This is a genomic window from Jiella flava (assembly GCF_017349315.1).
Taxonomy (GTDB): Bacteria; Pseudomonadota; Alphaproteobacteria; order Rhizobiales; family Rhizobiaceae; genus Jiella; species Jiella flava.
Genome location: NZ_JAFMPP010000015.1, coordinates 52296 through 72688 on the forward strand (window position 1 = coordinate 52296; position 20393 = coordinate 72688).

Below are 20393 nucleotides of genomic sequence, written 5' to 3' on the forward strand. Positions count from 1 at the left end.
AGCGACCTTTCCGCGTCCAATCGGACGCAGGGCGCTCTATGCCGCGCCTTGATGCCGCTGCAGCGCGTCGACGATTTCCTGCGGGCCGATCTGGCCGAGGATCTTGCCGTTGCGGCTGACGACGACCGATCCGCGACCGCCGCTGACCGATTCCATAATCCGCTTGAGCGGTGTGGACGGGTCGGCCATCGCCGCGACATTGGCCGGGCTGGCATCGTCTTCCGAAATCGGCTTCATCACGTCGTTCGCTGTCAAGACATTGAGCGGGTTCATATGGGTGACGAAGTCGGAGACGTAGTCGTCCGCCGGCCGCAGGACGATGTCCTGGGCGGTGCCGATCTGGACGATCCGGCCACCTTCCATGATGGCGATCCGGTTGCCGATCTTGAACGCCTCGTCGAGATCGTGGCTGACGAAGATGATGGTCTTCTTCAGCTTTTGCTGCAGGTCGATCAGCTCGTCCTGCAGCCGGGTGCGGATCAAAGGATCGAGGGCCGAGAACGGCTCGTCCATCAGAAGGACCGGCGCGTCGGTGGCGAAAGCGCGGGCGAGGCCGACGCGCTGCTGCATCCCGCCGGACAGCTCTGAGACGCGCGAGTTGGCCCAGTCGGACAGGCCGACGAGTTCGAGCTGTTCGAGCGCCCGCTTGCGCCGCGCCGATTTCGATTGCCCGGCAAACTCCAGGCCGAGCGCGACGTTGTCGACGACGGTGCGCCAGGGCAACAGCGCGAATTGCTGGAACACCATTGCCACTTCGTGCCGGCGCAATTCGCGCAGGCGCTTGGTCGAGCAGTCGCGCGGATCGACCGGCTCGCGGCCGGTATCGACGACAACGCGGCCGCGGGCGACGGGCGCGAGACCGTTGACGGCCCGGATCAGCGTCGACTTGCCGGAGCCGGAAAGGCCCATCAGGACGGCGATCTCACCCCCGGCAACGTCGATCGAAGCGTTGGTGACGCCGAGGGTCGCGCTGGTTTCCTCGCGGATCTCGGCGCGGTTCCTGCCGGCGTCGGCCAGCTCCAGCGCCTTGTCGCGATTGCGGCCGAAGATGATCGAGACGTTCTGGAAGGATACGACAGGCTTGGTCATCGACCCTTCTCCTCGACCCGGAAGAAGCGATCGAGAATGATCGCCAGCAGCACGATGGCGAGGCCGGATTCGAAGCCGTCGCCGACATTGATGGCGTTGAGCGCGCGCAGCACCGGGACGCCGAGGCCGGGGGCGCCGACGAGCGCCGCGATCACCACCATCGACAGGGACAGCATGATCGTCTGTGTGAGACCGGCCATGATTTGGGGGAGCGCGTAGGGGATCTCGACCTTGAGCAACCGCTGCATCGGGGTCGCGCCGAAGGCGTCACCGGCCTCGAGAAGCTGGGTTGGGGTCGAGGCGATGCCGAGGCGGGTGAGGCGGATCGAGGCGGGCAGGGAGAAGATCACCGTTGCGACGAGGCCGGGTACCATGCCGAGGCCGAACAGGATCAGCGCCGGGATCAGATAGACGAAGGTCGGAATGGTCTGCATCAGATCGAGGATCGGGCGCAGGATCACATAGACCCATTCGCGCCGGGCCGCCGCGATGCCGAGCGGCACACCGATGATCATGCAGGTCGCCGTGGCCGCGATGACCAGCGCCAGCGTCTGAGTGGTGTCGTCCCAATAGCCGAGATTGATGATCAGCAGGAAGCCGAACAGAGTGAAAATGACAGGGACAATCGACCGGCGGGCGAACCAGGCGATCGCGCAGAAAGCGGCGACCACGACGAAGGGGTTCGGCCAGGTCAAGACGAACAAAATGCCGTCGATTACCGCCTGAAGAAAGGCGGTCAGGCCGTCAAAAACGGGGGTGAAGTTCGCCGTCAACCAGTCGACGAAACTCTCGGCATATTGGCCGATGGGCAAATGGTGAGCTTCAAGCCATTCCACGGGCTGCAATGTCCTCTTGGTTTTGAATGGAGAAGTGTCGGTGGGCGACCACCGCCACATCAAGAGGACCGGCCGCACCGGCCGATCCTTGCATTGATGCTTCAACGGAAGAGCATTGGCCGCCCGCCAGATCAGGAGGCCATGCCGAGCGACTTCTCGACCGCCGGCAACGCGGGCTTGCCGTCGAGGGTCTCGACGCCGTCAAGCCAGGTTTTCAGGACGTCCGAGTGCGCCTTCATCCAGTCGGAAGCCGACTTTTGCGGCTTTTCCTTCTTGTCGAGGATGCCGGCCATGATGCGGTTTTCCATGTCGACGTTGAAGACGAGGTTCTTCAGGAGCTTGCCGACATTCGGGCAGTCCTTGACGTAGCCCTTCCGGGTCACGGTGTAGACCGTCGCACCGCCGTAATTCGGGCCGAACGTGTCGTCGCCGCCGGTCAGATACTCGATTTTGAAGTCGGTGTTCATCGGATGCGGCGCCCAGCCGAGGAAGACGATCGGCTTCTTCGATTTCACGGCGCGGGCGACCTGCGAGAGCATGCCCTGCTCGGAGGACGCAACCAGCTTGAACTTGCTAAGGTCGAACTCGTTTTTCTTGATCATGCCGAGAACGAGCGAGTTGCCGTCGTTCCCCGGCTCGATGCCGTAGATCTTGTAATTCAGCTGCTTGCCGAATTTATGGATGTCGGAGAAGTCGTGCAGCCCCTTGTCATAGAGGTATTTCGGCACGGCGAGGGTGTATTTTGCACCTTCCAGATTGGTCTGGACGCGTTCGATCGTGCCGTTGTCGACATACTTTTTGATCGGCTCGGCTTGGGCCGGCATCCAGTTGCCGAGGAAGACGTCGAGATTGTTGTCTGCCAGCGACGCGAAGGTCACCGGCACCGACAAGATCTTGACGTTCGGATCGTAGCCCATGCCCTTCAAGAGATTGGAGATGACGGCCGTGGTCGAGGTGATGTCGGTCCAGCCAACATCCGACAAACGAACCGTCTTGCAGCTTTCTGCGTCAGCTGCCGCTGCTGTCGGTGCAACGGCAGGCAGCATCATGAAGGTTGCTCCGACGAGCGCGCCTAGAGCCTTCAGATTCCGGTTCATACGGTTCTCCTGTGATACTTGTATAATGAAGTTGTGTTGACGCAGGAGCGACAACTCGCGGGAAATATCACTCCCTCGACCGGTTGCGCGCAACCTACTGGGGGAGTTCGTTGCAGATAATTCATTCGCTCGGACATAAGGGTGTGTCCGAAAGGTGTTTCGTCTACCCCTGAGGCGGACGGGATTTGCGCATTGGCCTGAGCCCGATGGACAAAGGTACCGGCGGCACCACGTCATCGACGACCTGCGACGAAACCTTGGGATCGTTGCTGCGATGCCGCCGCACGGCCAAGCCTTGTGTCGTCGGGCAAAGCACGCATGGCGGGCGCCGAGATGCGATTCCGGCGGACAATGATGTGCCTGTTTTGGCAAGGCGCGACCGACGGTCCGGCCCGATAAGGTTCTGAGAGCCGGCCGTGCCGGCCGACGGAACCTGCTGGACGGCGACCGGGAGGCTCCCGGCCTCGGCGACGTCTGCGCGGGGCGAAAGGCCGATGCCGACAATCATGAGGCCGAGGGAGAGAAGCCTCAAGACCAAAAGAGCTTGGGTCTTTCGCAACAAGATCTGCGGCACGGATGCCCCGCGGGATCGTTAAGGATGCGCAAAGATTGCACAGGCACAAAGCAAGTGCAATCGATCGCCGCGTGGTCGTTTGTCAGATTGCCTTGGCGACAGGGTGCGGGGCTCTTGTATCGCGCGTTCCGAAAATCAAAATCGATTTTCGGGCCGATGGGCCGGCTGAATAACAGGGCGCGTCCCTTGTGCGTCCTTTCAGACCCACGGCGCCCTAGAAGTCCCAGCTGGAGGACAGACGCAGGGTTTTCGGCCGCCCTTCGGCGATCGGCTGGGATTCGACGTCGAGGTCGAGCGCCACCTCGTCGAACAGCTTGACGCTGGTACCGATATCGAGGCGCAGCGTCCGTCTGGCGCTGAAGCTGCCTTCGGCCATGCCCGAGGCATTGCCGTTGAGGGCCGTGAGTCGGGCGTCGGCGCGTCGATCGAGGGAATAGCCGAATTCAACGCCGGCCTTCGGTTCGAGATGGATCCAGTCGGGCAGTTGGCGCAGCGGCAACTGGGCCTTGAGGCCGATGGTGCCGGATAGGCTCGAGGTCTGTTGAGCCGACAGGTGATAATCGGCCCCGTCGATTCGCTCATAGGTCGGGCCGAGGCGGATCGTCTGGCCGGCGGCGGTGAGATAGGGCGACAGCTTCAGATCGCCGAAATGCTCGACCCGGCCGACGGAGAGAGTGGCGAAGGCGCCGTAGCCGCTCGAATCGGCCGAGCCGGAGAGAGCGTCGGTGGTGCCGTCGACCCGGTCGCTGATACCGATGCGAGAGGCGCCGATCGCCGCTTCAGCAAAACTCGACTTGCTCGGATGCAGCGACACATAAGTGGCCACCGAACCGAGCGCAGCGCGGCCGACCGTTCGGCCTTGAGACACAATGGTGCTGCCATTCGATCCGCCGATGGCAAAACCGACGGCCAAATCGGCGGCAAGGCGCGCGTCGAGCCCGGCCGACAAATTGGTCTCGACGCGTTGGTAGCCGTGGCCCGAATCGTCAGGATCGTCCCGGGCGAGCGTTACGGCGCCCCGCGTCCAGGCTCTCCCGGCATTGGCGCAATTGTCGTCGGTGCTGTTCTTCAGCGTCTTCGATCGGCTGGTCGTGGCGTCGTCGTCGATCAGTGCCTGCCAGGAGTCTGTCGCCTCCGTCTGGCCAACCGAGACATTGACGGCGAGCGGGCCGCAGGCGTCGTTGCGCAGGCCTTCCAGATGGCTTTGGAGATTGGCGGTCTGCCCCTTCTCCAAGCGCATGGCCAAGGCGCTCTGCCGGCTGACCGTCGATAGGGCAAAGGATTGCGTGTCGTCATCGAGGTCGTCGGCGTGGGCGGCGGGCGTGTCGAAGGGCACCGTCAGCCCGGCAAGAATCAGGGCGGCGAGCGTCGAGGCGAGGCCGAAACCGAGGCCCCAACCTGCGGTCCGTCGCTTTCGTGTCGAAACCTTGCATGGCTGCAGGGTGGCACTGGTCGTCATGGTCCGCTCGTCTTCGCAGTTGCGAGAATTCGCCCTTCGAAGGACACTTGCGCTGGTTAACGAGCGGTTAATTTGGGTGCCACTCACCGCGACGTGAAGCCACCGCAGCCGATTGCGCGGTTCGCCGGTGAGATCGTCAGTCACTCTTCAAATGGCGTGGTTTTTCAGAAATCTAAGGGCGGCCATCGGTCGGAGCCGAAGGTGGGGCGGGTCGGCCTTGCTCAGGCTCTTTGCCAGCGCTGCGATGCACCAAAGTCACGATTACCGTTAGGGAATATTTTGCCCCTTTGACGTGTTTTTCCTTTGAATAAGCGTTTTCAGTGTCTGATTCTGAGCCTGGGTCAGGCCGCCAGCCGGAGCCGATCGTCGTGCTTGCGGTCATGCTGTTGACACCCGTCTGACCGCAGTGCGCGCGGCGGCGCCGGGCACCGTGCCGTGTGAAACGCGCGGGATGTGTTTTGAGGCCTCGGCCTCGGCGTCGCGCTTGGCCGAAGCTTGCGTCCCCTCAGTCGGGCGGGGGGCTCAGTCGAACAGGCTGGAGACGGATTCTTCGGACGCGGTGCGGGCGATCGCCTCGCCAAGCAGGTTGGCCGTGGTGATGACGCGGATGTTTCCGGCGCCCCGGATCGCCTTGGTCGGCAGGATCGAATCGGTGATCACCAGCTCTTTCAGGCTCGACGCGGTGATGCGCGAGACCGCGCCGCCGGACAGGACGCCATGGGTGATATAGGCCGAAGCGCTGATCGCGCCGGCCTTCATTAGGGCGTCTGCGGCGTTGCACAGGGTGCCGCCGGAATCGATAATGTCGTCGATCAGGATGCAGTTGCGTCCGGTGACGTCGCCGATGATGTTCATCACCTCCGATTCGCCCGGCCGGTCGCGGCGCTTGTCGACGATGGCGAGCGGGGCGTCGAGACGCTTGGCCAGCGCCCGGGCGCGCACCACGCCGCCGACATCCGGCGAGACGACCATCAGATTCGACAGATCCTGGTGTTCCTTGATGTCGCGGGCAAGCAGCGGCACCGCGAAGAGGTTGTCGGTCGGAATGTCGAAGAAGCCCTGGATCTGGCCGGCATGGAGATCGAGGGTCATTACCCGATCGGCGCCCGCTTCGGTAATCAGATTGGCAACCAGCTTGGCCGAGATCGGGGTGCGGCCGTTGGCCTTGCGATCCTGCCGGGCGTAGCCGAAATAGGGCAGCACGGCGGTGATCCGCCGCGCCGAGGCTCGCCGCATCGCGTCGATGATGATCAAGAGCTCCATCAGGTGATCGTTCGCCGGATAGGAGGTCGACTGGATGACGAAGACGTCCTCGCCGCGCACGTTTTCCTGGATCTCGACGAAGATTTCCTGGTCGGCAAAGCGCCGGACCATGGCGTCGCCCAGCGGCAGCTCCAGATATTGCCCAATGGCTTCAGCCAGGGAACGGTTGGAATTGCCGCTGAACAGCTTCATCTTTTTCTTTCCAGTCGAACGGAGGGCGGATTGATCGTGGTGGCGCAAGCTGCAGTTCCTTCCGGACAAGGACCGTTGCGTGGGGCTTCGAAAGGCCTGATGTCAGGCCGTGTAGACGAGAACATGGCGACCGTCGTCTCCGCCCCTTGCCAACCTGCCGCTCCGGATGTGTCGGGCATTGACGCCGTCGGATCGCGGAGACCAGTGCCGGCGGGGCGGCACGACATCCGCCTCATCTTCGTCCGATCTTCGCTGGACGCTCTAGCAGCCTTCGCCAAATCTTCAACCCGACTCGTGATGCGGGATATATCAAGGTAAAGGGGAGTCGCAATCCGAACTCATACCAGGTCAGGATTGTTTCTTCCTGAAGGTAAATCTTAAGATTGCTGAAGCGTTGTGCCGCGAGGCGGAAAGCGGCGTTCTGTGACGTCTATTCTGGCGGGCGTCGAAGGGTGTTCAGCTGATGTCGGCCGGCAGACTGGTGGTCTGGCGCATCGTTTCGGCCGCGACCTTCCGCAAGGTGTCGAAGTCGATCCTCGACCAGGGATCGGGGCTGGTCCCGGCGACGCGTTCCTGGCCCTGGAAGCGATGGACGCGCTGATCGTTGTGGTCGAGAACATCCCAGACATAGACGAGGACGGTTTGATTGCCCTCGGCGAAAGCGGAGAAGTAACCCTTCAGGCGGAGCGGCCCGACCGGTCCGCTGGCCGGGCGGATTTCGACATTGGTGCGGCTGGCTTCTTCCGACAGCGCCCGGGCGAGCAGCTCGGCGTCCTTTTGCGGGGCGCCGACCACCGGCAGGAACTGGATCTCGCGCCGTGCTGAGCCTGGCTGCGCGGTGCCTCGCATGGCGGCAGGGCGCAGCGGCGCCGGATTCGTCGTCGGCGGGGCGAGGGCGGCCTGGCGCTGTTCGGGCTGCGGCTCGGGGCTCAGCGGCTGGTCGGCTGCCGGTTCTTCATCGATTCGCGGCAGGCGCCGTGGCGGGCTGGCCGGCGGCTCGCCGTCGGCGACGCGCGTCGTCGCCGGCTCGGGGATCCGAGTCTGGACTTGGGTCTGGGCGAGATCTGCCTCCGGCAGGTGCGGCTGCGGGCGATGCGGCGTCGCGACCGGCTGTGGCCCGGTCTCCCAGCGCAATCTGGTCGTGCCACGGCTTGCGGTTTCCTGGCGCGACGGCTCGTAGCGTGGTGTTTCATAGCGCGGAGCGGTGTCGGCGTCTCGCGGTGGTGGCGGCGCCAGCGGACTCTCGCTGATCGGCTCGGAAGGCGGTAGCGGTTCGGCGGCGACCCGTCCGACGGGGCTCGGACGCAGTGGCGCGGCCGAGCGGAGCGCCAAGGTCGAGGCGGGCGGAGCGCCGAGCGCCAAGGTCGAGCCGATGTTTTCGGGCGGGACCGGGCCGTTCGGGCCCATGGCGATGTCGATGTCGGAGCCCGTACAACCGGACAACAGCGCCCCGACGCCCACGGCGACGAGCGGTCCGAATCTGGCGATTTTCGTTGCCACGGGCGATCTCCTTCCGGCCGTTTAACGGCATCGAAGCAGGAGCGATCTTGCCGCCTCGGTCGGAAGATTTCGTTAAAATCGTCACCAAATGTTGCAATGCATTGCCAGGGCCGCGCAGTGGTTGGCGCGGGCCGTCCTCCTGCCGCCGGACACATGACGAGACCGCGAAAATCAGGTCTCGTCCGCCCAAGGGCTTCATGCGCCACTCAGGGATCTCACTGTCGACGTCAGCCGGCGATCGGCAGGTCGAGGGAAAGCCGCGATAGCGGTTCCGGATCGCCTTCGGTGGTCAGATAGGTGCGCCCGAGGGTCATCGCGGTGCCGGTCTCGGAGTCCATGATGATCATATGGGCAAACAACGTCATGTTGGGCACGATCTCCGCCGGATTGCCGACATGGAACATCGGTGAATCCATCCAGGAGGGCGCATAGCGGGCGCCGAGCGAATAGCCGCAGGCGCTCAGCCGGTGGCGCACCAGCTCGTGCTTTTCCATGACCGACGCATGAGCGTCGAAGACGTCGCCGAAGCTTTGCGGTGGCTGCATTGCGGCCTCGACCGCTGCGAGCGCCTCGGTCGCGGCCCGATGCAGCGCCAGGTGCCGCTCGCTCGGTTCGCCGACGATCACCGTGCGCATGAGTGCCGCATGATACTGCGCTTTTACGCCCGCCCATTCGAGGGTCAGCTGATCGTTGGCGTCGAGTTTGCGCCGGCCGGATTTGTAACGGCACAAGAGCGCGTCGCGGCCGGAACCGACGATGAACGGATTGGCCGGATAGTCGCCGCCGCGCTTGAGGATGTGCCCTTGCATGGCGGCGAGGATGTCGGCCTCGTCGGCGCCAGGGCCGATCAGCGGCAGTGCCACTTCGAAGGCCTCGTCGGCCAAAAGCGCCGCCTCGCGGACATAGGCGATCTCGGCCTCGGTCTTGACCGCGCGCAGCATCGGGACGAGGTCGGAGGCGTCCTTCAGCGAGGCGAAAGAGCCAAGCCGCTCGTTGACGGCAAGGCCGGCGGCGCCGGTCAGACCATGGCTTAGCCATTCGACGCCGATGCGAGTGCCGAGCAGGCCCATATCGTCAAGCATGTTGCGCAATTCGATGACCGGATCGGCGTTGCCCCGGTCGCGCCAGACGACGATCGTGCCGAGGATCGAGGTGTGCCGCGCCTGGCGGATGTCGGCCGAGCGCGTCAACAGCTGCATCTCGCCGTCGGCCTTCATGACCAGGCACTGGAAGAAGCAGAAGCCGAAGCTGTCATAGCCGGTCAGCCAGTACATCGACTCCTGGGCAAACAGCAGCATGGCGTCGAGTTTGCGATGGGCCATCTCGGCGAGCACGCGCTCACGCCGCTGGGCGAATTCGTCGCGTTCAAAGTGAAGCATGACATCAATCCCGCAAGGCGATCGCCGCGAGCTGCCGTCCGTAATCGGGCTCGCCGCGATGGGTGGTGCGACGAAACGAGAAGAAGCTCTCCGGCTCGCCATAGGTGCAGCGACCGACGAATCGGCCCGCAACACCAGCCTCTTCGAGCACACAGACGATGAATCCGGGAAGATCGAACTGCCGCTTGTCCGAGCTTTTCCCGGGTTCAAAGAAGCGCTCGCGCGAGGGATCGCCGTTGAGGAACGCGTCCATCATGTCGAGACCGACTTCGTAATTTTTTTGGGTGATCGCCGGGCCGAGCACGGCTTTGATCGAGGACCGCTTGGCGCCGGCCGTTTCCATCGTCGCGATGGTCGCGGCGATGACGCCGCCGAGGGCGCCGCGCCAGCCGGCATGGGCCGCCCCGATGACGCGGTTGTCCGGATCGGCAAAGAGCAGCGGGCCGCAATCGGCAGTGACGACGCCGATGGCCAGGCCCGGCGTCGCGGTGACGATGCCATCGACCCGGGGGCGGTCGCCCTCGAACGGCCGGTCGACCAGCACGGCCTCGGCGGAATGAACCTGCCAGGGGGTCGCCAGCCGGCTCGCCTCGAGGCCGAGGGTCGCCGCCGCCCGGGCCCGGTTCTGCGCGACGTCGGCTGGCGCGTCGCTCGAGCCGCTGCCGACATTCAGCTCCGCGTAAAGGCCGCCGGAGACGCCGCCCCGCCGGGTGAAAAAGGCATGCGCGATGCCGTCGCCCATCAGCTCAGGGGCGCGGATGACGTCCGTCTCGGACAAAGGCGGGGCCGTTCGGGTCGCGTCGGACATGGGGCGGGATGGTGGTTGAGCGGGCACGGGAAGTCAATCGGCTCCGGATGGGGGCGCGTGCGACGGCGCTGCGGCGAAGGGCGGCAGGGCGAGCGGTGCGTTGGCGACGGCGAGAACCTTGAACAGCGCGCCCATCTGGCCTTTGCCGGTGCCGGCGAGGCGGGCGACGGCGGCTTCGATCGCCTGGCGTCCGGCGGCATCGAGCGGTGCGCCGAGCACGCCGGCGCGCTGGACCAGCCCGAGGGCGATGAGGAAGTCGCCCTGGCCGACGATCGGCGAAACCGCCAGAGATCGCGCGGCGAAGAAGCCGGCGAGACGGGCGAAGTCGACATGGCTGGTGATGTCGCATTCGCCGGGGCGATCGAGCGGGTCGGCAAAGGCGTGGTCGTGCAACGCTTGCAGCGTGTCGCCGTAACCGGTGACGGCGTGGCCGTAATCGATGAACAGCCCGGCGCCGCCCTGATCCGCAAGGCGCGCGGCGAGCGCGCCGGCGAGGCGGTCGCGCTCCGGCGAGACTTCGATGACGGCGCCCGCCGCCGGGGGATGCGGCAGCATGTTGGCGCCGGGCTGCGTATGATGGCACCGGCACAGGACGAATTCGAAGGTGCCGTTGTCGCGCAAGGCCACGCAGCGCTGGCGAAAGACCTCGCCATCGAAGACCAACTGGCGGATGGCGACGGCGTCGAAAAGCTCGTTGGCGACGACGATGCTCGGGCCGGGGCCGATTTCGGCAAGGCTGCGATGGCGCAGGATCGGCAGGTCGAAGCCGGTCAGCGTTTCGGCCTGGATCGCCGCCAGCGTCTCGCTGGTTTCGACGAGATGGACTTGCGCGGCGGCAAGGCAGCCTGGCGCGACGCGGCGCAGGGTGCGCAGCATATCGGCCATCAGCGTGCCGCGGCCGGGGCCGATCTCGACCAGCCGGAACCGGCGCGGGGCGCCAAGCCCTATCCAGGCGGCCGCGACCCAGGCCCCGATCAACTCGCCGAACATCTGGCTGACCTCTGGCGCGGTGACGAAGTCGCCGGCCCGCCCAATCGGATTCTGCGTCGCATAATAGCCGGCCTGACGGTCGAACAGCGCCAGATTCCAGAAGCGGTCGAGGCCGATCGGGCCTTCGGCGCGGATGATGGCAGCGATTTTGCGATGCAGATCGTTCAAGGCCGGGCCACGTCCTCGCTGGTCGTGCCGCTCGCGTCGTCCGGACGCGGCTCGTAGGTCTTCGGCTTGGCGGTGGCGATTGCCCAGAGGCCGACGAGCAGCATCGGGATCGACAGCACCATACCCATCGTCAGCCAGCCGCCATAGAGATAGCCGAGCTGCTTGTCGGGCATGCGCCAGAAGGCTTCGACCATGATCCGGAAGATGCCGTAGCAGAGGATGAAGATGCCGGCGGTCAGCCGGGGCCGGCCGAAGCTTTTAAAGACATGGGTGGCGATGCGCAGGATGATCCACAATAAGATGCCCTCGAGCGCCGCCTCATAGAGCTGGCTCGGATGGCGCGGCATCGGGCCGCCGGTCGGAAACACCATCGCCCAGGGCATGTTGGAGGGGGAACCCCAAAGCTCGCCATTGATGAAATTGGCGATGCGGCCGAAGAACAGGCCGAAGGGCACCGCCGCCGCGACGACATCGATCAGGCTGAAGAACGGCACGCCGCGCTGCTTGCAGAACAGAATGATCGCAACGGTGACGCCGACCAAGCCGCCATGGAACGCCATACCGCCGTCCCAGACGGAGAATACCTGCAGCGGATGGGCGAGATAGACCGCCGGATCGTAGAAGATGACGTAGCCAAGCCGCCCGCCGAGGACGATGCCGAGGGTGAGGTAGAGGATGGCGTCGTCGATTTCGAGCTTGGTAATCGGCGAGACGCCGTTCGGCCAAAGCTTGCGGTTGGAGACGAGATGCCGTCCGTAGAGCCAGCCGAGCAGGATACCGGCGACATAGGCAAGGCCGTACCAGTGCAGCTGCACCGGTCCGATCGACAAGAACACCGGATCGATATGCGGGTACGCCAGGACGCCGAAGGTCGAGAGTGGGAGCATGTGCGGATCGGGCCTCGTCGTCCATTTTTCAACCGTGATGGCCGTTCGGGGCGCGGCCGCTCGGCTCCCTCATAAGGCGAAGCCGCGACGCTTTGAAGACCGCGGGCGCAAGAGCGGTGCTCGGCCGCGCATCGCCGGGCGCTTTTGCCGCCGGCCGTCGGTCCGCTTTGGCGCAAACGAGGGCGCGGCATGGCAGCGGCACTATTGTCTTGAGCGCGCCGCGCCTCTACCTGCGAAGAGACAGTTCAACCCGGAGACGACGATGCCGAACCGAGCCCCCAATCGCCTGCTAGACGAGTTCGCCCGCGTGATGACCGATGCGGCCGGCACGGCCCAAGGCATGCGCCGCGAGGTGGAAAACCTATTCCGTACGCAAGGCGAGCGTTTTTTCAACCAGCTCGATCTCGTCCAGCGCGAGGAGTTCGAGGCGGTGCGCGAAATGGCGATGAAGGCGCGCATGGAGAACGAGGCGCTGAAGAAGCGGCTGGCCGATCTCGAGGCCAAACTGGCCGAGACGCCGCCGGCCGAGGCCTGATCGGCGATTATCCACAGGGATTCAACAGCTTCCGCGGCGTATTTTCGCGCCGTGGCTGATTCCGAAAGTCCTGTCGGCAGAGTCGCTTAAGCATTTCGGCTTGCGCGATTCGGTGAACGCTCGACGCCAAAATCGTGAAAAAACGGTTAACGGCCTTAGCGTGAAGACTCCCCCACTGTATGCTGATTCTCAAGGGTGATTCGTCGGCGGCGGCGAAAGGATCGCCCTGCGGGTGGCTGCCGCGGCGGGCGGCTGCCCGCCCAATTTTTGAAACGAGGAATCAGCATGCATTTCGACGATATGGCGGTGTTGCGACAGTCGAACCCTGTCGACGTGATCGAATGGGTTGCGACGTCGCGCGAATGGGCGTTCGAGCGCTCCTGCGAGGACGAGCTGGCGGTTGCGGTCGCCGGCGTGTGGACCGACTATTCGGTGTCGTTTTCCTGGATCGACGACATGGAGGCCCTGCATCTGGCCTGCGCCTTCGATCTCAAGGTGCCTCCGCACCGCCAGGCGGAGATCCAAACCCTGCTGGCGCGGATCAACGAGAAGCTGGTGGTCGGCCATTTCGACCTGTGGCGCAAGGAAGGCGCGGTGATGTTCCGCCATGCGCTGCTTCTGTCGGGCGGTCTCGACGCGACCAGCGGCCAGGCCGAGCGGATGCTGGCGATGGCGCTGGAAAGCTGCGAGCGGTTCTACCAGGCGTTCCAGTTCGTCATCTGGGCGGACAAGTCGGCCGAAGAAGCTTTAACCGCAGCGATGTTCGAGACCCACGGGCGGGCCTGAGCGCGCTTTGCGGCGGTTTCGACCGGCACGCTTGGAAACCGGTACCGGTCAAGGTCTCGATATTGTAGGGGGACAGCATCCTTTCCACGGCATTGGAGGCCTCAGTCCGATGATCGACGCGCGCATTCTCCTCCTAGGCGGCGGCAATATGGGTTCGGCGCTGCTCGGCGGCTGGCTGGACAACGGCCTTGACCCGGCGAAGGTGACGGTGGTCGATCCGGCCGTCGGGCCGGCCTTGCAGCCGTTGCTGAACAAGGGCGTCACCCATCGCAGCGTGGTGCCGGACGAAGCGTTTGACATCGTGCTTCTGGCGGTCAAGCCGCAGATGATGAGCGCCGCCGTGCCGCCGCTGAAGGCGGCGATGCAGCCCGACACGATGGTGGTCTCGATCGCGGCGGGGACGACGATCGCGGCGATCGAAGCGCTTCTCGGCGAGCGGCCGGTGGTGCGGGCGATGCCCAACACGCCGGCGCTGATTGGTCGCGGGATCACCGGCGCCTATGGCAATGCGAGCACCAGCGCGGACAACCGCGCGGCGGCGACGAGCCTGCTCGAGGCCAGCGGGCCGGTGGAATGGGTGGACGCCGAGCCGCTGATCGACGCGATCACCGCGGTGTCCGGCAGTGGCCCGGCCTATGTGTTCCATCTCGCCGAATGCATGGCGAAGGCGGGCGCGGCGCTCGGCCTCGATGCGGATCTTGCCATGCGCCTGGCCCGCCACACGGTGGCCGGCGCCGGCGAATTGATGATCCGCTCCGACGATGAGCCGGCGCAGCTGCGCAAGAACGTCACTTCGCCGAACGGCACCACCCAGGCGGCGCTCGACGTGCTGATGGGCGAAGAGCGGCTGGCACGGCTGATGGACGAGGCGATGCGCGCCGCGCGCGACCGGGCGGCCCAACTCGCCAAGGGCTAAGCTCCAGCGGAGCTCGCGCAACGACTGAGATTTAAAGACACGGCGACGGAGCAACGGCATGGCAGGCAGCGAGCGCGCGCCGGAGATCGGCTTTGACGATTTCCTGAAAGTCGATATTCGCGTCGGCACCATCGTCGAGGCGGTGCCATTTCCCGAAGCGCGCAAGCCGGCGATCAAGCTGATGATTGATTTCGGCGACGAGATCGGAGTGAAAAAGTCCTCGGCCCAGATCACCGTGCATTACACGCCCGAAGAACTCGTCGGCCGGCAGGTGATCGCCGTCGTCAACTTCCCGCCGCGCCAGATCGGCCCAATGCGCTCGGAGGTGCTGACCCTCGGCGTGCCGGACGACAACGGCGAGGTGGTGCTGCTCGGCCCGGGGCATTCGGTGCCAAAGGGCGGCCGGTTGTATTGAGGGCGGACGAGCGCATTGTAATGCTGCCTGTGGAGAGAGGTCTCACACATGCAGCGCCTTGCCGAGGGCGGCCAGCGCGGCTTCCTGAAAGCTTTCGCCGAGCGTTGGATGGGCGTGGATGGTGCCGGCGACGTCTTCGAGGCAGGCGCCCATTTCCAGGGCGAGCGAAAAAGCCGCCGACAATTCACTGACCGTCGCGCCGACCGCCTCAATGCCGAGGACGAGGTGATTGTCGGTCCGCGCCACCACCCGCACGAAGCCGTCCTCGCGGTCAAGGCTCATCGCCCGGCCGCTGGCCGAAAGCGGAAACCGGCCGATGGTCGTCTCGATCCCCGCTGCCTTGGCGCCCAGCGGCGACAGGCCGACCGTGACGATTTCCGGATCGGTGAAGCAGACGGTCGGGATCGCCCGATGGTCGAACACCCGGCGGTGGCCTGCCGCGATCTCGGCGACCATTTCGCCCTCGGCCATCGCCTTATGGGCGAGCATCGGCTCGCCGGCGACGTCGCCGATCGCATAGACGCCGCACATCGCCGTGCGGCGGCTGTCGTCGGTGCGGATGAAGGGGCCGTCCATTTCGAGCACCAGTTCGTCGCGGCCCCAGCCTTCGGTGACCGGACGCCGACCAACGGTGACGAGCACGCGGTCGCAGGCGATCCGGCGCTCCTCGCCCTTTGTGGTCTCGATGATCAGATCGCCGTCCTCGCCGGCGAGCCCTTGCGCCGTGGCGCCGGTCATCACCGTCACGCCGAGCTTTTGCAGGCGCTGGCGCACCGGCTTGACGAGATCGCCGTCATAGAGCGGCAGGATCTCGTCGGCGGCCTCGACGATCGTGACCCTCGAGCCGGCCTTGGCGAAGGCCGTGCCGAGTTCGACGCCGATATAGCCGCCGCCGACGACCGCGAGCGTTTCAGGCGGGGCGGACAGCGACAGCGCCTCGGTGGACGAGATGACCTTGCCGCCGAAGGGCAGGGTCTTCAGTGCGATCGGTTCGGAGCCGGTGGCGATCACCACGGTTTCGGCCGAAATGCGCTGCTCGCCGGTCTCGCTGGTGACGATGACCGTCTTGCCGTCGACGAAGCGGGCGCGGCCCTCGACGAGCTTGACGCGGGCCTTTTTGAACAGGCCGGTGACGCCGTTGTTGAGGCGGTTGACGATGCCGTCCTTCCAGCCGACGACGTCTGACCAATCGAGGCTGGGCGTGCCCGCCGTGACGCCGGGAATGGCTTCGGCTGCCGCGGCTTCCCGCATCCGGAAATATTCGTCCGCGGCGTGGATCAGCGCCTTGGACGGGATGCAGCCGATATTGAGGCAGGTGCCGCCGGGCTTGATGGAATCGACGACGACGGTGTCGAGGCCGAGCTGGCCGGCGCGGATCGCCGCGACATAGCCGCCGGGGCCGGCGCCAATGACGAGAAACTGGCAGGACATCTCGTTCATGCAGACGCCTCGACGAAGATCATGGCCGGGGTTTCCAGAAGTGTTTTGATCCGCTGGACGAAGACGGCCGCGTCGTAGCCGTCGATCACCCGGTGGTCGAAGCTCGACGACAGATTCATGCGCCGGCGGGGGACGAATTGGCTGCCGTCCCAGACCGGCCGGACCTCCATCTTGTTGACGCCGATGATCGCCACCTCCGGATGGTTGATGATCGGGGTGGTGGCGATGCCGCCGAGCGCGCCGAGCGAGGTGATGGTGATGGTCGAGCCGGACAGCTCCTCGCGCTTGGCGGTGCCGGCTTTGGCGGCTTCGCTCAGGCGGGCGAGTTCGCCGGCGCAGCTCCAGATGTCCCGCGCCTCGCAATGGCGCGCCACGGGCACCATCAGGCCGGAGCCCGTCTGCGCCGCAACCCCGATATGGACGCCGCCATGCTGGTGCAGGATGCCGGCCTCGTCGTCATAGAGCGCGTTCATCACCGGTTGCTCGCGCACCGCGATCACCAGTGCCTTCATCAGGAAGGGCAGGAGGGTGAGCTTCGGGCGGTCGTCCCGGCGGTCCTTGTTCATCGCCGCCCGCAGCTGCTCGACCGCCTCCATGTCGATCTCGTCGACATAGGTGATGTGGGCGATGCGCCGGCTCGCCGTTTCCATCTTTTCGGCGATGCGGCGGCGCAATCCTGCGATCTTGACCTCGGTGACCGTGGTGTCGACCATCGCCGCGCGGCCGGGCGCGGTTGTGTCGCCGGCTTCGAGATAGGCGTCCAGGTCGTCGGCGAGAATGCGCCCGGCGGGACCGGAGCCGGCCACCCGGCGAAGATCGATGCCGGCCTCCATCGCCCGGCGGCGGACGGCCGGCGCGGCGAGCGGCTTTTCGCCGGCCTTGCGCTGCGGCGCGCGCGGCGGCGGCACTGTGGAGCGGAAGTGGTCGTCGGCCGTCTTGTCGGCGCGTTGGCTGGCGTGTTGATCTCCGGCCGCGGGCGCGATGTTTTCAGATGGGCGTTCCGAAGGATCGTCGCCGGTCTGAAGCTGCTCTTGCGGGTTCGCTTCCGGCTCGGTGCCGCCGGGGCCGTCGACCTCGAGCTTCACCAGCGGCGAGCCGACGGCGATCGTGTCGCCGATTGCGCCTGCCAGCCAATTCACCGTGCCGTCGACCGGCGAGGGGATATCGACCGTCGCCTTGTCGGTCATCACCGCGGCGAGCGTCATATCCTCCTTGACCGGATCGCCGACCTCGACATGCCATTCGACCAGTTCGGCCTCGGCGACACCTTCGCCGACATCGGGAAGCCTGATGGTGACGGTGCCCATTCAGCCCTCCATTACGCGCTTCATCGCTCCGCCGACCCTCGCCTGGCCGGGAAAATAGTCCCACTCCTGGGCATGCGGATAGGGCGTGTCCCAGCCCGCGACCCGGAGGATCGGGGCTTCGAGATGGTAGAAACAGGCGTCCGCCACCACCGCGACCAGCTCGGCGCCGAAGCCCGAGGTCAGCGTCGCCTCGTGGACGATGAGACAGCGGCCGGTCTTTTTCACCGAGGCTTCGATCAGCGGCATGTCGAGGGGAATGAGGGTGCGCAGATCGATCACCTCGGCGTCGATGTCGACGCTCTCAGCGGCGGCCTCGGCGACGTGCACCATGGTGCCATAGGCCAGCACGGTCAGGTCGGCGCCCTCGCGCCGGATGATGCCCTGGCCGAGCGGAACGGTGTAGCGGCCTTCCGGCACCTCGCCGAGCGGATGTTTCGACCAGGGCGTGACCGGCTTGTCGTGATCGCCGTCGAAGGGGCCGTTATAGAGGCGCTTGGGTTCGAGGACGATCACCGGATCGTTGTCCTCGATCGCGGCAATCAGCAGGCCCTTGGCATCGTAGGGATTGGACGGGACGACGGTCTTCAGCCCCGAAACGTGGGTGAACAGCGCTTCGGGCGACTGGGAATGGGTCTGGCCGCCGAAAATGCCGCCGCCGGTCGGCATGCGCACCACCAGCGGGCAGATGAAGTCGCCGGCCGAGCGGTAGCGGAGGCGGGCCGCTTCCGAGACGATCTGGTCGAAGGCCGGGTAGACATAATCGGCGAACTGCATCTCGACGACGGGCCTCAGGCCAAAGGCGGCCATGCCGATCGCCGTGCCGACGATGCCGCTTTCGTTGATCGGCGCGTCGAAGCAGCGGTTTTTGCCGAAGCGCTCCTGCAGCCCCGCCGTGCAGCGGAAGACGCCGCCGAAATAGCCGACATCCTCGCCATAGACGACGACATTGTCGTCCTCAGCCATCTTGACGGCATGGGCATCGCGGATCGCCTCGATCATCGTCATGCGCGGCATGGACGGCCTCGATTTGTCGGCAGGGAGGAGTGGGGCTGTATACGGGCGCTCAGGCGGCTTGGCCGAGACGGTCGGGCGACAAGTGGCGCGAAGCGTCCATAACTTCGATGCCGACGAGGCGGCCTTCGGCGTCGAAGTCGAAGACAATCCCCTCCGAGACCTCTTCGCTGTCGGTCACCGGTGTCGGGGAACAGCGGATAGAGGCCGCGTTCGCGTCTGCGTCGTAGCGCACGGTCGGGGTCGCCATGGCCTGCTCGCCTTTCGATCGACATGCCATCGGCGTTCACGGCCGTCCTCAATATCCCGCCTCCTGGCGCTGGCGCCGCAGGTGGGGCGGCATTTCTTCGTAGACCCCCTCGAACATGTCGCGCACCGAGGGCCTCGGGCCGGTGTGCAGCGTGCCGTGGCTCTCGGCCTGCTTCTGGGCGGCCAAAATTTCGGCGTCGATCTCGGCCTCGGCCTGGACGTGGCGCTCCTCGCTCCAGACGGCCTTGAGGATCAGATGGTTCTTCAGCCGCTTGATCGGATCGCCGAGCGGCCAGGCGTCGGTCTCCTCCTTCGGGCGATAGGCCGAGGGATCGTCCGACGTGGAATGGGCGGCGGCGCGGTAGGTGACCCATTCGATCAGCGTCGGTCCGAGATTGCTGCGGGCCCGCTCGACCGCCCATTGTGCCGCCGCATGGACGGCCAGATAGTCGTTACCGTCGACCCGGAGCGACGGAATGCCGAAGCCGAGACCCCTTGCGGCAAAGGTGCCGGAGCCGCCGCGGGCGATGCCCTGGAAGGTCGAAATCGCCCATTGGTTGTTGACGATGTTGAGAACGACCGGCGCCTTATAGGTGGAGGCGAAGACCAGGCCGGAATGAAAGTCACTTTCCGCCGTCGAGCCGTCGCCGATCCAGGCCGCCGCGATCCGGTCCCCGCCCTTGATCGCCGAGGCCATGGCCCAGCCGACCGCCTGTACGAACTGGGTCGCGAGATTGCCCGAAATCGAAAAGAAGCCGTGCGCCTTGGAGGAATACATGATCGGCAATTGCCGGCCCTTCAGCGGGTCGCGGCGGTTGGAATAGATCTGGCACATCATGTCGCCGAGCGGATAGTCATCGGCGATCAAAAGGCCCTGCTGGCGATAGGTCGGAAAGTTCATGTCGCCGGGCTCGAGCGCCTTGCGGAAGGCGCAGGCGATCGCCTCCTCACCGAGGCACTGCATGTAGAAGCTGGTCTTGCCTTGGCGCTGGGCCATCAGCATGCGTCGGTCGAAGGCTCTGACCCGCATCATCGTCTTCAGGCCGGCGAGCAGCTCGGTGTCGCTCAGGCTTCCGGACCACGCGCCGACCGCTTCGCCGGCGCGGTTCAGCACCCGGATGATCGAATAGGCCATGTCGCGGATCTCGGCGGGATCGACGTCGACCGGCGGGCGTCGGACCGATCCGGCCTTGGCGATTTTGACGCCGGAAAAGTCCGGCGCGCCGCCGGGGCGCACTTCCGGCTCCGGCACATGCAAGCGCAATCCACCGCTCATGCGAGACCTCCCAGGCTCTCTTTAAAGGCAGATAGATCGCCGCGCGCCGGAAAGAAGCGGTGAGATCAGGCCGGGCTGCGACCGGCTGCCGCGCCCTGATCGCGGCTGAGACCGCGACAAGCCTTCAGGTTCGGCCCGTCTTGGCGACGGTGTCAGGCGGACGGATGGCGCCCTGGCATTCGACAAAATTCCGTAGCGTCATATTTGGTATCGGAC

19 protein-coding genes are annotated in these 20393 nt (G+C 65.5%); 4 read left to right on the forward strand and 15 right to left on the reverse strand.

Annotated features, from left to right (window positions below; all coding sequences use genetic code 11):
* Nucleotides 1-36 precede the first annotated feature (36 nt).
* The 10 genes from choV to lgt all read right to left on the reverse strand — a co-directional run bounded on the left by choV (nt 37) and on the right by lgt (nt 12242).
* Nucleotides 37-1089 carry a choline ABC transporter ATP-binding protein gene (gene choV / locus J1C48_RS15680; protein ID WP_207258940.1) on the reverse strand — a complete coding sequence of 351 codons (1053 nt, stop codon included), beginning with the start codon at nt 1087-1089 and terminating at the stop codon, nt 37-39.
* Nucleotides 1086-1985, reverse strand: coding sequence for a choline ABC transporter permease subunit (choW, locus tag J1C48_RS15685; protein ID WP_207259003.1), 900 nt, complete (start codon nt 1983-1985; stop codon nt 1086-1088). The genes choV and choW overlap by 4 nt, the downstream gene beginning before the upstream one ends.
* A gap of 71 nt (nt 1986-2056) precedes the next feature.
* Nucleotides 2057-3022, reverse strand: coding sequence for a choline ABC transporter substrate-binding protein (locus J1C48_RS15690; protein WP_207258941.1), 966 nt, complete (start codon nt 3020-3022; stop codon nt 2057-2059).
* A 788-nt stretch (nt 3023-3810) separates the two neighbouring features.
* Complete coding sequence (locus J1C48_RS15695) at nt 3811-5055, reverse strand: autotransporter outer membrane beta-barrel domain-containing protein (protein WP_207258942.1); 1245 nt, start codon at nt 5053-5055, stop codon at nt 3811-3813.
* 522 nt (nt 5056-5577) lie between these two features.
* The gene (locus J1C48_RS15700) at nt 5578-6510 is read right to left on the reverse strand and encodes a ribose-phosphate pyrophosphokinase (protein ID WP_207258943.1); all 933 of its coding nucleotides are present in this window, start codon (nt 6508-6510) and stop codon (nt 5578-5580) included.
* A gap of 456 nt (nt 6511-6966) precedes the next feature.
* Nucleotides 6967-8010: a hypothetical protein gene (locus J1C48_RS15705; RefSeq protein ID WP_207258944.1), complete on the reverse strand. Its 1044-nt coding sequence runs from the start codon at nt 8008-8010 to the stop codon at nt 6967-6969.
* Between the two features lie 227 nt (nt 8011-8237).
* Nucleotides 8238-9389 carry a M24 family metallopeptidase gene (locus tag J1C48_RS15710; protein WP_207258945.1) on the reverse strand — a complete coding sequence of 384 codons (1152 nt, stop codon included), beginning with the start codon at nt 9387-9389 and terminating at the stop codon, nt 8238-8240.
* A 4-nt stretch (nt 9390-9393) separates the two neighbouring features.
* Complete coding sequence (pgeF, locus tag J1C48_RS15715; protein ID WP_207258946.1) at nt 9394-10197, reverse strand: peptidoglycan editing factor PgeF; 804 nt, start codon at nt 10195-10197, stop codon at nt 9394-9396.
* A gap of 33 nt (nt 10198-10230) precedes the next feature.
* Nucleotides 10231-11355, reverse strand: coding sequence for a class I SAM-dependent methyltransferase (locus J1C48_RS15720; protein ID WP_207258947.1), 1125 nt, complete (start codon nt 11353-11355; stop codon nt 10231-10233).
* On the reverse strand, nt 11352-12242 hold the full coding sequence (lgt, locus tag J1C48_RS15725; RefSeq protein WP_207258948.1) for a prolipoprotein diacylglyceryl transferase: 891 nt from the start codon (nt 12240-12242) through the stop codon (nt 11352-11354). Before lgt ends, J1C48_RS15720 begins: the two co-directional genes overlap by 4 nt.
* A 262-nt stretch (nt 12243-12504) precedes the next feature.
* On the opposite strand from lgt, the gene J1C48_RS15730 reads away from it, so the two are divergent.
* From J1C48_RS15730 to J1C48_RS15745, 4 genes are all read left to right on the forward strand, one after another.
* Nucleotides 12505-12777 (forward strand): accessory factor UbiK family protein, encoded by a 273-nt coding sequence (locus J1C48_RS15730; RefSeq protein ID WP_207258949.1) that lies wholly within the window; start codon nt 12505-12507, stop codon nt 12775-12777.
* Nucleotides 12778-13062: 285 nt separating this feature from the next.
* Nucleotides 13063-13563 carry a type III secretion system chaperone family protein gene (locus J1C48_RS15735; RefSeq protein WP_207258950.1) on the forward strand — a complete coding sequence of 167 codons (501 nt, stop codon included), beginning with the start codon at nt 13063-13065 and terminating at the stop codon, nt 13561-13563.
* Nucleotides 13564-13672: 109 nt separating this feature from the next.
* Nucleotides 13673-14479, forward strand: a complete 807-nt coding sequence (gene proC / locus J1C48_RS15740) for a pyrroline-5-carboxylate reductase (protein WP_207258951.1) — start codon at nt 13673-13675, stop codon at nt 14477-14479.
* A gap of 58 nt (nt 14480-14537) precedes the next feature.
* Nucleotides 14538-14894, forward strand: a complete 357-nt coding sequence (locus J1C48_RS15745; protein ID WP_207258952.1) for a tRNA-binding protein — start codon at nt 14538-14540, stop codon at nt 14892-14894.
* Between the two features lie 42 nt (nt 14895-14936).
* Here J1C48_RS15745 and lpdA read toward each other — a convergent pair whose 3' ends face one another.
* From lpdA to J1C48_RS15770, 5 genes are read right to left on the reverse strand one after another with little or no spacing between them, the layout of a single operon-like run.
* Nucleotides 14937-16334, reverse strand: a complete 1398-nt coding sequence (lpdA, locus tag J1C48_RS15750) for a dihydrolipoyl dehydrogenase (protein WP_207258953.1) — start codon at nt 16332-16334, stop codon at nt 14937-14939.
* Nucleotides 16331-17641, reverse strand: coding sequence for a dihydrolipoamide acetyltransferase family protein (locus J1C48_RS15755; protein ID WP_207258954.1), 1311 nt, complete (start codon nt 17639-17641; stop codon nt 16331-16333). The genes lpdA and J1C48_RS15755 overlap by 4 nt, the downstream gene beginning before the upstream one ends.
* Nucleotides 17642-18655, reverse strand: a complete 1014-nt coding sequence (locus J1C48_RS15760; RefSeq protein WP_207258955.1) for an alpha-ketoacid dehydrogenase subunit beta — start codon at nt 18653-18655, stop codon at nt 17642-17644. It abuts the gene before it with no gap.
* A 49-nt stretch (nt 18656-18704) separates the two neighbouring features.
* Nucleotides 18705-18902 (reverse strand): DUF2283 domain-containing protein, encoded by a 198-nt coding sequence (locus J1C48_RS15765; RefSeq protein WP_207258956.1) that lies wholly within the window; start codon nt 18900-18902, stop codon nt 18705-18707.
* Between the two features lie 48 nt (nt 18903-18950).
* On the reverse strand, nt 18951-20177 hold the full coding sequence (locus J1C48_RS15770) for a 3-methyl-2-oxobutanoate dehydrogenase (2-methylpropanoyl-transferring) subunit alpha (RefSeq protein ID WP_207258957.1): 1227 nt from the start codon (nt 20175-20177) through the stop codon (nt 18951-18953).
* Nucleotides 20178-20393: the final 216 nt, after the last annotated feature.